General features: G+C 58.4%; 12 protein-coding genes. 5 read left to right on the forward strand and 7 right to left on the reverse strand.

Going from position 1 to position 13,861, the window contains the following annotated elements; all coding sequences use genetic code 11:
- Positions 1 to 9: 9 nt before the first annotated feature.
- From CKW31_RS24610 to CKW31_RS24620, 3 genes are all read right to left on the reverse strand, one after another.
- Positions 10 to 261, reverse strand: a complete 252-nt coding sequence (locus CKW31_RS24610; protein WP_095101006.1) for a YfhL family 4Fe-4S dicluster ferredoxin — start codon at positions 259 to 261, stop codon at positions 10 to 12.
- A 100-nt stretch (positions 262 to 361) separates the two neighbouring features.
- Positions 362 to 841 carry a pantetheine-phosphate adenylyltransferase gene (gene coaD / locus CKW31_RS24615; RefSeq protein ID WP_095101008.1) on the reverse strand — a complete coding sequence of 160 codons (480 nt, stop codon included), beginning with the start codon at positions 839 to 841 and terminating at the stop codon, positions 362 to 364.
- Positions 842 to 1,310: 469 nt separating this feature from the next.
- Positions 1,311 to 2,741, reverse strand: a complete 1,431-nt coding sequence (locus CKW31_RS24620; RefSeq protein ID WP_095101010.1) for a coniferyl aldehyde dehydrogenase — start codon at positions 2,739 to 2,741, stop codon at positions 1,311 to 1,313.
- Positions 2,742 to 3,221: 480 nt separating this feature from the next.
- Here CKW31_RS24620 and CKW31_RS24625 point away from each other — a divergent pair, with 480 nt between their 5' ends.
- The 5 genes from CKW31_RS24625 (at position 3,222) to CKW31_RS24645 (ending at position 8,703) form a co-directional block, all read left to right on the forward strand.
- Complete coding sequence (locus CKW31_RS24625; protein ID WP_095101012.1) at positions 3,222 to 4,274, forward strand: LacI family DNA-binding transcriptional regulator; 1,053 nt, start codon at positions 3,222 to 3,224, stop codon at positions 4,272 to 4,274.
- A gap of 262 nt (positions 4,275 to 4,536) precedes the next feature.
- The gene (locus CKW31_RS24630) at positions 4,537 to 5,841 is read left to right on the forward strand and encodes an MFS transporter (RefSeq protein WP_095101175.1); all 1,305 of its coding nucleotides are present in this window, start codon (positions 4,537 to 4,539) and stop codon (positions 5,839 to 5,841) included.
- 19 nt (positions 5,842 to 5,860) lie between these two features.
- Entirely contained in the window at positions 5,861 to 7,021 is a 1,161-nt protein-coding gene (locus CKW31_RS24635) for a mandelate racemase/muconate lactonizing enzyme family protein (protein WP_095101014.1), read from the forward strand.
- A gap of 92 nt (positions 7,022 to 7,113) precedes the next feature.
- Positions 7,114 to 7,785, forward strand: a complete 672-nt coding sequence (locus CKW31_RS24640) for a TetR/AcrR family transcriptional regulator (protein WP_095101177.1) — start codon at positions 7,114 to 7,116, stop codon at positions 7,783 to 7,785.
- Between the two features lie 63 nt (positions 7,786 to 7,848).
- Positions 7,849 to 8,703 (forward strand): sulfurtransferase, encoded by an 855-nt coding sequence (locus CKW31_RS24645; protein WP_095101016.1) that lies wholly within the window; start codon positions 7,849 to 7,851, stop codon positions 8,701 to 8,703.
- 151 nt (positions 8,704 to 8,854) lie between these two features.
- Here CKW31_RS24645 and CKW31_RS24650 read toward each other — a convergent pair whose 3' ends face one another.
- From CKW31_RS24650 to CKW31_RS24665, 4 genes are all read right to left on the reverse strand, one after another.
- Positions 8,855 to 9,877: a hydrolase gene (locus CKW31_RS24650; protein WP_095101018.1), complete on the reverse strand. Its 1,023-nt coding sequence runs from the start codon at positions 9,875 to 9,877 to the stop codon at positions 8,855 to 8,857.
- A 373-nt stretch (positions 9,878 to 10,250) separates the two neighbouring features.
- On the reverse strand, positions 10,251 to 10,835 hold the full coding sequence (rsmD, locus tag CKW31_RS24655) for a 16S rRNA (guanine(966)-N(2))-methyltransferase RsmD (RefSeq protein ID WP_087268486.1): 585 nt from the start codon (positions 10,833 to 10,835) through the stop codon (positions 10,251 to 10,253).
- Positions 10,835 to 12,313, reverse strand: coding sequence for a pitrilysin family protein (locus CKW31_RS24660; RefSeq protein WP_095101020.1), 1,479 nt, complete (start codon positions 12,311 to 12,313; stop codon positions 10,835 to 10,837). Before CKW31_RS24660 ends, rsmD begins: the two co-directional genes overlap by 1 nt.
- On the reverse strand, positions 12,310 to 13,662 hold the full coding sequence (locus tag CKW31_RS24665) for a pitrilysin family protein (RefSeq protein WP_087268492.1): 1,353 nt from the start codon (positions 13,660 to 13,662) through the stop codon (positions 12,310 to 12,312). The genes CKW31_RS24660 and CKW31_RS24665 overlap by 4 nt, the downstream gene beginning before the upstream one ends.
- Between the last annotated feature and the right edge of the window lie 199 nt (positions 13,663 to 13,861).

The raw sequence follows: 13,861 nt of genomic DNA on the forward strand, positions 1-13,861 counted from the left end.
GCCGAGGGGTCAAGCCTTGCCGGTAATGATCAGGTACTTGGTCATCAGCTCGTCTTTGCTTTCCACGCGATTTTCATCCAGCGGGATGCAATCCACAGGGCAGACTTGCTGACATTGCGGCTCGTCGTAGTGGCCAACGCACTCGGTGCACAGGCTCGGATTGATCACGTAGATCTCCTCGCCTTGAGATATTGCCTCGTTCGGGCACTCGGGTTCGCAGACGTCGCAATTGATGCAATCGTCAGTGATGATCAGGGACATGGAACACTCCTGCCACGGTCGATGCCGGGGCATATGAAATCTAATGCGGCGAATTGTGCCGCATTAGTCGTTTCGTTGCACCCGGACGTTACCGTAAAACTCAGCGTTTGAAGCGTTCAGTCAGCGCCTCGGCGACAGCCGGGTGGACAAACTTGGTGATATCTCCGCCCAGGGCCGCGATTTCACGGACCAGCGTCGAGGAAATGAACGAGTACCGTTCGGATGGCGTGAGGAACAGACTTTCGACGTCCGGTGCCAATTGGCGATTCATATTGGCCAGCTGGAACTCGTATTCGAAGTCAGAGACGGCGCGCAGGCCTCGCAGAAATACATTGGCATTCTGTTCTTTGGCAAAGTGCGCCAGCAGCGTCGAAAAACCTACCACTTCGACATTCGGCAGATGCCTGGTGACTTCACGGGCCAGCTCCACACGCTGTTCCAGAGGGAAAAGCGGATTTTTCTTCGGGCTGGCGGCAACTGCAATGATCACATGATCGAACAGGCGCGATGCGCGCTCGACCAGATCGCCGTGGCCCTTGGTGATAGGGTCGAAGGTGCCTGGATACAACACTCGGTTCATCGCGTCGTCCTGGTCGGAGTCCTTGGGGAGTCGGATGGTAGCGCAGCATTCCCGGTGGGCCAAGTCGAAGTGCTGAAGGCTAAGGTCGTATTGCTATCAAAATTGAGGATTAAAGCGGTGTATCCCTTATCCCTGCGGGACATCGCGAAACGGTAGATATGTAGGAGTGAGCTTGCTCGCGATAGCGGTCTTTCTGTCACAACATAGTTGATTGGCAGAACGTTATCGCGAGCAAGCTCACTCCTACAGGGGCCATGTTTGCCGCGAGTCAGCGCGGTGTGATGGACACCGGGGCAGCTCCCATCAAACTAGATGTATGCAATTGAATTGGGATGCGTTCTGTAGGAGCGCACGAGCACCGCGAGGCCGCGAAAGCGATGTATCAGGTAGAACGCCATCGCTGCCTCGCGGTGCTCGTAAGCTCCTACAGTGGGGTGTCGATTCGTATGCACTAGACAGAGCCCCGCCATCACCGGATAAACAATTTATAGACCAGCCTTAGCATCGCCTTCCCATAAGGCGGATAGATCAGCCGCGCAATGTTGAAACGCTGTTTGATCAGCACGCCTTTGGCCTTGCTGAATGTCAGAAATCCTTCATGGCCGTGGTAGTGGCCCATGCCTGAAGGGCCGACACCGCCGAACGGCAGGTCATCCTGGGCGACGTGCAGCAGCGTGTCGTTCAGGCACACGCCACCGGAATGGGTCTGTTCCAGCACGCGTTGCTGTTCGGCTTTGTCGTAGCCGAAGTAGTACAAAGCCAGTGGGCGAGGGCGTTGGTTGACGTAGGCGAATGCCTGGTCGATGCGTGAGTAGGGCACGATGGGCAGCAGTGGACCGAAAATCTCGTCCTGCATGACCAGCATGTCGTCACTGACGTTTAGCAGCAGGCTGAACGGCATGCGTCGATCCTGGCCGCTTTTGTACAGGGAAATAATCTGCGCGCCTTTGTCTGCGGCGTCATCCAGATAGCGGTTCAGTCGAGCCAATTGACGTTGATTGATAATCGCCGTGTAGTCCGGATTGTCAGTCAGGGTAGGGTAAAACCTCAGGACGGCGGTTTTGTAGGCTTCAATGAATTCTTCGACGCGATCCTCCGGCACCAGCACGTAGTCAGGCGCGACGCAGGTCTGCCCGGCGTTGAGCGTCTTGCCGAAAGCGATACGTTCTGCTGCATCCTTGAGCGGCACATCATGGGAAACAATGGCCGGGGACTTGCCGCCCAGTTCCAGCGTGACCGGCGTGAGGTTTTCCGCTGCGGCACGCATTACGTGCTTGCCGACGCTGGTCGCGCCGGTAAACAGCAAGTGGTCAAACGGTAATCCTGAGAATGCGATGCCGACGTCCGCTTCGCCCAGCACCACTGCTACCAAGTCCTCCGGGAACACCCGAGCGAACAGACGCTTGAGCAGTTCACCGGTGGCCGGTGTTGATTCACTGAGTTTGAGCATTACCCGGTTACCCGCTGCCAACGCCCCAATCATTGGCCCGATGGCCAGAAATAGCGGGTAGTTCCACGGCACGATAACGCCCACGACGCCCAGAGGTTGATACACCACCTTGGCCGATGCGGGTTGAAAAGCGATGCCCACTTTACGCCGTGAAGGCCGCATCCATTTTTTCAGTTGTTTACGGGCGTCCCTGATACCAAACAGGCTGGGCATTAACTCGGCCAGTAACGTTTCATCGGCGCTGCGATGGCTGAAGTCGCTGCTTATTGCCTCGATCAACGGCTGCTGCTCGGCGCAAAGCAGCTCATGCAGACTGGCAAGCCATTGCAGGCGCTGACCTGCGGTGGGCATCGGATTGGCGGCAAAGGCCTTGCGCTGCTCAGCAAACACTCGCTCAAGTTCGCTCTTGGGGTGCGAACGATCAGGTAACCAGGCGAGTTCGGCAGGCATGAGGGCAATTCCGTTTGGAGTTATCCACTGGTTTTAGAGTTGTTGCTCTAGGAAGTCAAATTCCGCGTTGGGCTGCTGTATTTTTCAGCTCGAATGACCAGAGGCAAGTGGTGTCACTGACGCAGGGCGACCTCCGATCAAACAAGATTCAACTATTTGATTTGGAATGCTTTTCTGTAGGAACTCACGAGCACCGCGACGCAGCGATGGCGACCTTTCTGATACACCGCTATCGCGGCCTCGCGGTGCTCGTGCGCTCCTACAGGGCTTTGTTTGCTGCGCAACAGCACTGTGTCAGTGACGCAGGGCGACCGTCTTCAAAAGCAGTGCATTAGGTGCTCCTAATGACAGTGGATGTGGCGACCAGCTGTTTGAACCGTATGCGCCATAGGGATACATCAGCACTTCACACCCCCGGCTACATTTGTCTCCCCGGAAGCGGTATCTTTACCGGTCTAGCGCAGCAGTCCGGAAACACTCATGTCGAAACCATCAGATGGCGTTCCTGCGGGATCTATCATTGCATCCCCGCCCAAAGGCGCGAGCCTGACGCTGATTGACGTCGCCAAGGTGGCGGGGGTTTCGCCGATGACGGTTTCCCGGGCGTTGCACCGGCCTGAGCTGGTCAGCGAGAAGACCCGCGACAAGGTGCGCGAAGCGGTGCGCGCGACGGGTTATGTGTCGAACATGTTGGCCGGTGGGCTGGCCAGCAACAAAAGCCGATTAGTGGCGATTTTCCTGCCGACGATTGCCAACTCGATCTTTGCCGATACGGTTCAGGCGCTGATGGATTGCCTCACCAAAGCGGGTTACCAGACCTTGTTGGGGTTGACCGGCTACTCCGCCGAGCAGGAAGAAACCTTGCTTGAGGCGGTCCTGGGGCGGCGGCCAGACGGCATTGTACTGACCGGCACGCTGCATACCGAGGCAAGCCGGATGCGCCTGGCCCAGGCTGGCATTCCGGTGGTCGAGGCATGGGATTTGAGTGAAGCCCCCATCGACATGCTGGTGGGCTTTTCGCACGAAGCGGTGGGCGAGTCTGTCGCGCGGCACTTGCTGGAAAAAAATTATCGGCGTTTCTCGGTGGTGACCATCAGCGACCCCCGTGGCATGCGTCGCTGCAAAAGTCTGTTGGCCGAGCTGGAGCGCCATGGCGTTCATGATGTACCGGTTGAAGTGCTCGCGCCGCCCGCCACGCTGGAGATCGGCCGAGAAGGTCTACGCCGCCTGCTGGATCAGCAAGAGCGCCCTGAAATTGTGATCTGCAGCTCGGACACCATCGCCCAGGGCGTACTGGCAGAAGCAGCTAGCCGAGGCCTGCGCGTCCCGGAAGATCTGGCGGTGATGGGCTTCGGTGATTTGAGCAGCGCAGCGCAGGTCTATCCAGCACTGTCGACGGTCAAGGTTGATGGCTCTCGTATTGGTCAAATGGCCGCTCAGGCACTTCTGGAACGCTTTAACTATCCCGCTGGCGCCGAAGATCCCTTGCGGATCGATACCGGTTTTACCCTCATCGACCGCGCCACCACCTGAAATCATTCGCCTGAAATTGATCAGCGGTGCTATTGAATGATTGCGCAATCATAGTAGTATCTTCCCAAGCGCTCCCGTCCGAGCTCAGACGTGGAGCTTTTTTTGATACCCGAATGATTGCGCAATCATTTGTAATTCAGATCTGAGGTTCCAGCTTCATCCAGCCGGCAAGTCATTCGTAGCAATCACAATAAGGAAAATAAAAGTGACAGCTTCCATACCCTCAATAGCGAAGACCAACGTCCGCTATGTGATCCTGGCGATGATCTTCATTGTCACGGTGTTCAACTATGTAGACCGGGCGACGCTTTCCATTGCGGCACCTGCGTTGCGCAAGGACCTGGGCTTCGATGCGATGACCATGGGCATCGCGTTCTCGGCTTTTGGCTGGGCTTACACCGCGATGCAATTGCCGGGCGGAGTCGTGCTTGATCGCTACGGCTCGCGGCTGGTGCTGGGCCTGAGTTTGATTCTCTGGTCGACCCTGACCTTTCTGCAGGGCTACGTCGATCTTTTCAGCTCGGCGTTCTTTGCGCTGTTTGCGTTGCGCTTTCTGATGGGCGTTGCTGAGGCGCCTGCATTCCCGGCCAATAACCGCCTGACCGTGATGTGGTTTCCGCGTCAGGAGCGTGGGTTGGCTACGGCCATTTTTCAATCTGCCCAGTACTTTGCGCTGGCGGTGTTCACACCCATCATGGTCTGGACCCTCAGTACTTTCGGCTGGCAGCACGTGTTCTGGTCGACGGGCCTGGCGGGTATTCTGATTGGCTTGCTGTGGTTCAGGATGGTTCACGAGCCGCGCAAGGACCCACGCGCCAATCAAGCAGAAATCGACTACATCGAAGCGGGCGGTGGTCTTCCGTCCATGGGCGATGCACCGACGCCGTTCAGTTGGAAGCGGGTACGCGCCATTGGCGGCAATCGAATGATGGTCGGGATTTATCTGGGCCAGTTTTGCCTGACCTCAATCACCTGGTTCTTCCTGACGTGGTTCCCGACTTACCTGATCGAAGCCAAGAGCATGACCATGCTCAAGGTGGGTCTGGTCGCGGCTATCCCGCCGATTGCCGGGTGTCTTGGCGGGATCATCGGTGGCATTTGGTCAGACTGGATGCTGAAAAAGGGCTTCAGCCTGACCGCTGCCCGCAAAACCCCAATCATCTGTGGATTGTTGCTGTCGAGCAGCATCGTCGTCGCCAACTACACCCAGTCCGTTCCGCTAGTGATTCTGGTGATGTCCATCGCGTTTTTCGCCAAAGGCGTTGGCAATCTGGGTTGGTGCATTGTCGGTGACGTGTCACCCAAGCGCGCCATGGGCGTCAGCGGTGCCATGTTCAACTTCTGCGGCAACCTGGCCAGCATCGTTACCCCTATCGCCATTGGCGTGATGATCAACCAGCTCGGTTCGTTCGACGTCGCACTGATGTACGTCGCAGCCATGGGGCTGCTTGGTGCTTTCTCCTATCTGTTCATTGTAGGCCCGCTCAAACGCCTGGATCTGGACGACGTTCAGGATCCTCCTGCTCAGGCCGAACCATCGCCAGCCCTCAATTCACCGCGTTCTTGAATCCATCAGGGAGCTACTCATGTCCATCCAACAAGAAAACATCAAGTCCTCCGATCATGACCAGATTGCCTGGTTGAAGGTCTCGTCGGTCTTCCTGCCGCTGGCTAACCCGATCAGCGATGCCAAGGTGCTGACCGGTCGGCAGAAACCCATGACTGAAATTGCCATGTTGTTTGTGGAAATCGAAACGGTCGACGGCCACAGTGGCCTGGGTTTCAGTTACTCCAAGCGCGCGGGTGGCCCCGGTCAGTTTGCCCACGCTCAGGAAATTGCTCCGGCGCTAATCGGTGAGAATCCGAGCGACATCGCCAAGTTATGGACCAAACTCTGCTGGGCGGGCGCTTCGGTGGGTCGCAGCGGCATGTCGACTCAAGCCATTGGCGCTATCGACGTGGCGTTGTGGGACCTGAAAGCCAAGCGCGCCAACCTTTCTCTAGCTCGTTTGCTGGGTGCGCAGCGTGATTCGGTGCGTTGCTACAACACCTCCGGTGGCTTCTTGCATACGCCGCTGGATCAGTTGATGAAAAACACGGATCTGTCCCGGGAAAAAGGTATTGGCGGCATCAAGCTGAAAGTCGGTCAGCCGGACTGGGCGGTGGATATCGAGCGCGTCAGCACCATCCGCAAACACCTTGGGGATAACTTCCCGCTGATGGTCGATGCCAATCAACAATGGGATCGACCGACTGCCCAGCGCATGTGCCGCAAGTTTGAAGAGTACAACCTGATCTGGATCGAGGAGCCGCTCGATTGCTATGACGCTGAAGGCCACGCGGCGCTGGCTCAGCAATTTGATACGCCAATCGCTACCGGAGAAATGCTCACCAGCGTCGCCGAACACGCCGAGTTCATCAAGCTGCGTGGCGCTGACTTCCTGATGCCGGACGCGCCGCGCGTAGGCGGTATTACGCCTTATCTGAAGGTGGCAGCCATGGCTGAACAGGCCGGGCTGATGCTGGCGCCGCATTTCGCCATGGAGTTGCATGTTCACTTGGCAGCGGCTTACCCGACCGAGCCATGGGTTGAGCATTTCGAGTGGCTGGAGCCGTTGTTCAACGAGCGTCTTGAAACCCGTGATGGTCGCATGCTGGTGCCGACCCGGCCGGGACTTGGGCTGACGCTGAGCGAGCAGGTCAAACCTTGGACGGCGCAACAGGTGGAAATTGGCAAGCGCCCTTGAGGGAAAGTGATGTTCGGGCGGTTGATGCCCGGACATCACGCTTGCGCTAAGATCGCTGGATACCAATAACAGCCGAGCGATCAAGTGTGAGCCTGACCCCGCGTATCAAAACCCGTGAACGGATCGTGCTGAACAGCCTGGAGCTGTTCAATCAACTGGGCGAACGCAGCGTCAGCACCAACCATATTGCGGCGCATCTGGAGATGTCGCCGGGCAATCTGTATTACCACTTCCCCAACAAGCAGGCGATTATCGCCGAGTTGTTCACTGAGTATGAAACGCTGGTGAACACCTTTCTGCGCCCGCCCAAAGGTCGCCTGCCCAGCGTTGAAGACAAGCGTTATTACTTGTTGGAGATTCTCGACGGGATGTGGCGCTATCGTTTTCTGCATCGCGATCTGGAGCATCTGCTCGATTGCGATCCCGAACTGGCCGCGCGTTATCGACGCTTTTCCCAGCATTGTCTGATTCAGGCCATGGCCATTTATGGCGGGTTCGTTGACGCTGGCATCCTGCAGATGAACAAAGTGCAGATCGAATCGCTGACGCTCAATACCTGGATCGTTCTCACGTCGTGGGTGCGTTTCCTCTGCACCACGCGGGAAAACAGCACCCATCTGAGCGCGGACGCCATGCGCCGTGGCGTTTATCAGGTGCTGATGCTTGAATCGGGCTATGTCACCCCGCAGGCGCTAGAGGAAGTGAAGGCGCTGTGCGAAGAATTTTACGTGCCGTTGCATCAAGCGCTGGCGGATGGAGTCTGAACATCATCAGCCGCAACGATCTGGAAAAATGCTGAACCTTTCAATTGTCCACAGGAGCCTGTCATGCCTATCGCGCAACTGATCAGCCCGCAGCAGTTGGCCGCTCGCCAGCTACAACCGGGGCTGGTGATTCTCGATTGTCGTTTTGCTCTGGAAGATACCTCCTACGGCCAACGCAGCTATGCCGACGGGCACATCGACGGCTCGTCTTTTGCCGATCTGGAGCGCGATCTCAGCGGCCCGATCAGCAAGGGGAAGACTGGTCGTCATCCTCTGCCGGACCCTCAGAAGCTGGTTGAACGCTTGCAGTATTGGGGCATCAACGCCGACAGCGATGTCGTGCTGTATGACGACGGACCTGGCGCGTTCGCTGCTCGAGCCTGGTGGCTGCTGGCCTGGTTGGGCAAGCGCGACGGCGTGTTCATTCTTGATGGTGGGCTAAAGGCCTGGCACGCTGCGGGTTTGCCGTTGAGCCTTGACCCTCCAGGTAAAGAACCCGGGACGTTCACTGGCCAGCCTGACGGCTCGCTGGTGCTGAACGCCGAACAACTGCAGGCGCGGCTTGGCGAGCCGGAGCTGACGTTGATCGATGCCCGTGCTGAAGCTCGTTTTCGCGGGGAAGTGGAGCCCATTGATCCTGTTGCCGGACACATCCCCGGCGCGCAATGTGCGGCATTCAACGAAAACCTCGGCCCGGACGGACGCTTTTTGCCAGCTGAGCAACTCAAGCAACGCTTTGCCGAAAAGCTTCAGGGGCGCCCGCCAGAAAGCCTGGTCGCTTATTGCGGGTCTGGTGTAACGGCCTGTCATAACCTGTTTGCGTTGTGTCTGGCGGGATATCCGCTCGGGGCGTTGTATGCGGGCTCGTGGAGTGAGTGGATCACCGATCCGGGGCGAGAGGTTGCGACGGGGGCATAAGACAGTTTTCTGTAGAAATGCCATGTTACCGCTTGAAGGTAGGAGCCAACTTGTTGGCGAGAGGGTTTGACGCGTTTCTTCAGGGACGCCGCCTCGCGAACAAGTTCGCTCCTACCTAAGATGTGCGTTTCAAGCCTATGGTTAATGTGAGCTAAAGCCCCGTCCCATGCGCATTCGTCAGCCATAGCGGAATCCGCCGTTCCAGGTAATACCCGGGATTCTTCAGCGATCCATCGACGAACCCTACGTGCCCGCCTTTTTCCTGTAACTCGAATTCAGTGCTGGCGGACAGCTCCTCAGCTTCTGGCAGGCTGTGCTTGAACACGAAGGGATCATCCGCCGCCTGGATAATCAGAGTCGGCGTGCGGATGTCTCCCAGGTAATAGCGGCTGGACGCGCGGCGGTAATAATCCTCGGCGTTGGCGAAACCATGCAGGGGGGCGGTTACCCGGCCATCGAAATCCCAAAACGTGCGCATGTTTTCCAGAGACCCCAGTGCAGACAGCTCCGCAAGCCCTTCGCTTATCCCTTCATTCTTGAAGTGACGCTGCTTGTCCTTCACGTAGGTAACCATTTCGCGCATGAAATGCCGCTGGTAGACCTTTGAAAAGCCCATGCCGATGCGGTCGGCGCATTCATCCAGCCGGAAAGGCACAGACACAGCCACTGCGCCTTGCAGATCACTGTTCACGCCCGACTCACCCAGATATTTGAGCAACACGTTGCCACCCAGTGAGTAACCCACGGCGTAAAGCGGTGCCAGTGGGCGCTTGGTCCGCAGGTGAGCAATCACTGAAGCGAGGTCTTCGCTGGCGCCGGAGTGATAGCTGCGCGACAGCAGGTTCGGCTCGCCGGAACAACCGCGCCAGTTGAGCGCGACACTGGCCCAGCCTTCCTGAGCGATCGCCTGTTGCAAGCCGACCACATAAGGTGAGTTCGATGAACCGGTCAGGCCGTGCAGCACCAGTACCAGCGGCGTGTTCAGCTCATGGGGGCCAAACCAGTCAAGGTCGAGGAAGTCGCCATCGGCAAGCCAGACGCGCTCGCGCTGACGCTCGATGGACGTTTTCCTGCGCCATAAGGGCCCCCATAACGTTTGCAGATGAGGATTGCCCAGCCCTGATGCAGGAACGAATCGGTTGGCAAAGGAGGATTTAGCGGGGCGTGTGAGCACGGTTGTCCTCTTTCGGCAGGTTGCGATGGCGGATTAAAGGTAAGTTGCCACAAGTGACGCGGGGCGCGAGAGCGTTTTTTGCTCAGCGGTAAGGGTGGGGGATAGGTGGTGGGTAGTTGGGTCTAGCTCTATTCCCATGCATTGCAATGCCGTGAGTCCGACACTGAACCCTGTGGGAGCGGTGCTTGCCCGCGATAAGGCTAGACGCGATTCGGCTGGAATCTGCGTTGTTCTTATCGCGGGCAAGCACCGCTCCCACAGAATCGGCGCAATGTCGTGGGACCGGCTAAAGCCGGTCCCACGTCGTTAACATCAGATGGCGAGCAAATATTGAATCCCGCCCAGGCGAAGCCTTACCAGCGTTGGATCAGATTCACCCGCGCTGCCAAAGCGCGTAATACACCTGCCCGGCTTTCTTCTCCCGGTGCAGACGCCAGCTACCCGGCAAGCCGGTGGTCGATGGCGGGGTTTCGCTTTCGGTGTAGATCCAGGCGTTGTCCGCCAGCCAGCCGTGGGATTCCAGCAGCGCGCAGGCCGAGGCCAGCAGATTCTGGTGGAACGGCGGGTCGAGGAACACCACGTCGAATGGCTCTGCGGTCTGGGTTTCCAGATGGCGCAGCGAGTCGGCCTGTGTGACCTGGCCAGTGGTGCAGTTCAACATGCTCAGGTTCTGGCGCAGGCTCGCGATGGCTGCGGCACTGTTGTCCAGTGCCAGGCCCTTGCTGGCGCCACGGGACAGCGCTTCGAAAAACAGCGCGCCGCTGCCGGTGAAGACATCCAGCACCTTGGCGCCAGCGATGTCCATCGCCAGCCAGTTGAACAGCGTTTCGCGGACACGATCCGGCGTCGGGCGCAGACCGGGGGCGTCAGGGAAGGTCAGCTTGCGACTCCCCCATTCGCCACCAATGATGCGCAGTTGGCCCAGGCCGTTATGGCCCTTAGGGCGTGGATTGGCCATTAATGCTCCGGGACCCCAAGAGGGCGTTCAGCAGGTTTGTCGGTGGGCGGCGGCAGCGGCTTCTGCGCTACGGTCGGCCCGGCGGTGACGATGACCATCTTGTCAGCGCTCAAGTGCTTGTTCATTACCTCTTTGACTTGCTCCACGGTCACGCTTTGCGACTGGGTCATGAAGTCTTCGAGGAACGTCAGCGGCAAGTCGTAGAAGCCGATAGCGCCCAGTTGCGCAACGATGGACGAGTTGCTCGCCGCAGTCAGCGGGAAGCTGCCGGCCAGTTCGCGCTTGGCGTCGTCCAGCTCTTTTTGGGTCGGACCGTTGGCAAGGAAGTCGCGGACGATGTCCTGCACCAGCTTCAGGGTGTTTTCGCTCAGTTCGGCACGGGTCTGCAGGCCGATCATGAACGGACCTTGGGTCTGCATTGGCGTGAAGCCCGATGACACACCGTAAGTCAGGCCGCGCTTTTCACGGACTTCAGTCATCAAACGGCTGCCGAAGCCACCGCCGCCGAGTACCGAATTGCCCAACGACAGCGCCGCGTAGTCAGGGTCGTTACGCTTGATGCCCAGTTGCGCCAGCATCAGGTGAGTCTGCTTGGAAGGAAACTCGATGTGCGTTTCGCCAGCCTTGGGTTCGGCAGGGGTTGGCAACTTGGCCAGTGCCGGGCCTTTAGGCAGCGATGCCGAGACTTGCGCAGCGATCGCCTGAGCTTCGTCGCGGGACAGATCGCCCACCAGCGCAATTACCACGTTGCCAGCTGCATAAGCCTTGGCGTGAAACGCTTTGAGCTGCGCGAGGGTGATCGGTTTGATGGACTCGGCAGTGCCTTCGCTCGGATGACCGTAAGGATGATTGCCGTACAGACGCTTGAACAGCTCTTCGCCTGCCAGCGAACCCGGGTTCTGCTTCTTGTATTCGAAGCTGGCCAGCAACTGGTTCTTGATGCGCGTCAGTGAGTCGGCAGGGAAGGTTGGTTTGCCCACTACTTCGGAGAACAGTTTCAACGCAGGCTCGCGCTTGTCTGCCGCGCTCAGGCTGCGAATCGAAGCCACTGCCATGTCGCGATAGGCGCCGTTGCTGAAGTCCGCGCCGAGGCCTTCGAAGCCCTGAGCGATGGCGGTCACGTCCTTACCTTTCACGCCTTCGTTGAGCATGGCGTTGGTCAGCACAGCGACGCCCGGCAGGTTCTGATCCTGACTGCTGCCTGCTGCGAAAGTCAGGCGCATATCAAACATAGGCAACTCGTGAGCTTCGACGAACAGGACTTTGGCGCCTTCCGCGGTTTGCCAGGTCTGAATATCCAGCGTGCGACGCGCCGGAGCCTTGCCGTCGAGTTCTTTCAAGGACTCCAGAGCAGGACGGGCGGTTGCGGCATTGCCGGCGGCTTCTTCAGCCAATGCCGATTGGGTCGCGAAAACTCCGAGGCTGGTGGTCAACAGCAGGCCAAACAGCATCTTACGTGGGCCGTTGCGCTCACTCATTTTGCTTTCTCCTCAGGCAGAACGTGCGCAACGCTGAGGCGCTCACGGGTGAAATAGGTGCTGGCGGCTTTCTGGATGTCAGCCGGAGTCACGCTTTGCAGCGCGGCCAGTTCCTCGTCAATCAACTTCCACGACAGGCCGACCGTTTCCAGTTCGCCAATGGTGCTGGCCTGACTGGTGATCGAGTCGCGCTCATAAACCAGGCTCGCAATAACCTGGGCGCGTACGCGTTCCAACTCTTCGTTGGTTGGCGGCTTGGTTTTCAGCTCGTCGAGCAAACGCCAGATACCGGCTTCAACGTCAGCCAGGGTTTTCTTCTTCTGGGTGTTGGGCGTGGCGCTGATCATGAACAGGCTGTCGCCGCGGGCAAAAGCGTCGTAGTTCGAGCCAGCGCCGGAAACCAGCTCTTCGCCACGTTCCAGACGCGTCGGGATGCGCGCGCTATAGCCGCCATCCAGCAAGGCCGCGATCAGGCGCAGGGCGTTGACCGAGCGTGGGTCTTCGGCAGTGGCCAGACTTGGAACATTAAAGCCGTACATCAGGCTTGGCAGTTGAGTCTGTACATGCAGGGTGATGCGACGCTCGCCAGGTTCAGCCAGCTCCAGTGGTTTCTTCGAAGGCGGTACGTCACGGCGCGCGATTGGGCCAAAGAAGCGTTCAGCCAGGGCTTTGACTTCGTCGGGCTTGACGTCTCCCACTACAACCAGTGTGGCGTTGTTGGGTACGTACCAGGACTGATACCAGTGGCGCAGTTCCTCGACCTTCATGCGGTCAAGGTCAGCCATCCAGCCAATGGTTGGCGTGTGATAACCGCTGGCCGGGTAAGCCATGGCCTTGAAGCGCTCGTAGGCTTTCGATGTCGGTTTGTCATCGGTACGCAGACGGCGTTCTTCCTTGATCACTTCGATCTCGCGGCTGAACTCGTCGGCAGGTAGCGTCAGGCTCGCCATGCGATCGGCTTCCAGCTCGAACGCCACCGCCAGGCGATCACGCGCCAATACCTGGTAGTAGGCGGTGTAGTCGTCACTGGTGAAAGCGTTTTCTTCAGCGCCCAGATCCCGCAGGATCAGCGAGGCTTCGCCGGGGCCGGTTTTCGAGCTGCCTTTGAACATCATGTGTTCAAGGGCGTGGGACAGTCCGGTCTGGCCTGGGGTCTCGTAACTGGAGCCCACTTTGTACCAGACCTGCGACACCACAACCGGCGCGCGGTGATCTTCGCGGACGATGACCTTGAGGCCATTGGCGAGGGTGAATTCATGGGTAGGTTGCGGATCGGCGGCCATTGCGCCGAATGGCAGACAAATTGTGCCGAACAGCAGGCCTGCGGCACGGCGGGCTAGAGCATTCATTCGTAATTTGAACCTGTAAGACGGCCCGTTTGAACTTAGCGTCCACGGGCGCGGGGGTGTTAGGATAGCGGCCTGTTTGCTCTGCGACCATGACAAAGATGCAGGAACGCATTGCGCAGCAACCGTAGGACCGGCTTTAGCCGGGAGGGGGATGGCACATTCAAGGCATCTTGATCGGCCCACATGCCGCCCTCCCGGC

The sequence above is a fragment of the Pseudomonas sp. Irchel 3A5 genome (assembly GCF_900187575.1).
GTDB classification, from domain to species: domain Bacteria; phylum Pseudomonadota; class Gammaproteobacteria; order Pseudomonadales; family Pseudomonadaceae; genus Aquipseudomonas; species Aquipseudomonas folii.

Excerpts from the sequence above, each read along its gene's own strand:
- CKW31_RS24645 (WP_095101016.1), top strand. The coding sequence starts at position 7,849 with ATGCCTATCGCGCAACTGATCAGCCCGCAGCAGTTGGCCGCTCGCCAG.
- rsmD (WP_087268486.1), bottom strand. The coding sequence starts at position 10,835 with ATGGCCAATCCACGCCCTAAGGGCCATAACGGCCTGGGCCAACTGCGC.
- CKW31_RS24625 (WP_095101012.1), top strand. The coding sequence starts at position 3,222 with ATGTCGAAACCATCAGATGGCGTTCCTGCGGGATCTATCATTGCATCC.
- CKW31_RS24630 (WP_095101175.1), top strand. The coding sequence starts at position 4,537 with ATGATCTTCATTGTCACGGTGTTCAACTATGTAGACCGGGCGACGCTT.
- CKW31_RS24665 (WP_087268492.1), bottom strand. The coding sequence starts at position 13,662 with ATGAATGCTCTAGCCCGCCGTGCCGCAGGCCTGCTGTTCGGCACAATT.
- coaD (WP_095101008.1), bottom strand. The coding sequence starts at position 841 with ATGAACCGAGTGTTGTATCCAGGCACCTTCGACCCTATCACCAAGGGC.
- CKW31_RS24660 (WP_095101020.1), bottom strand. The coding sequence starts at position 12,313 with ATGAGTGAGCGCAACGGCCCACGTAAGATGCTGTTTGGCCTGCTGTTG.
- CKW31_RS24610 (WP_095101006.1), bottom strand. The coding sequence starts at position 261 with ATGTCCCTGATCATCACTGACGATTGCATCAATTGCGACGTCTGCGAA.
- CKW31_RS24635 (WP_095101014.1), top strand. The coding sequence starts at position 5,861 with ATGTCCATCCAACAAGAAAACATCAAGTCCTCCGATCATGACCAGATT.
- CKW31_RS24620 (WP_095101010.1), bottom strand. The coding sequence starts at position 2,741 with ATGCCTGCCGAACTCGCCTGGTTACCTGATCGTTCGCACCCCAAGAGC.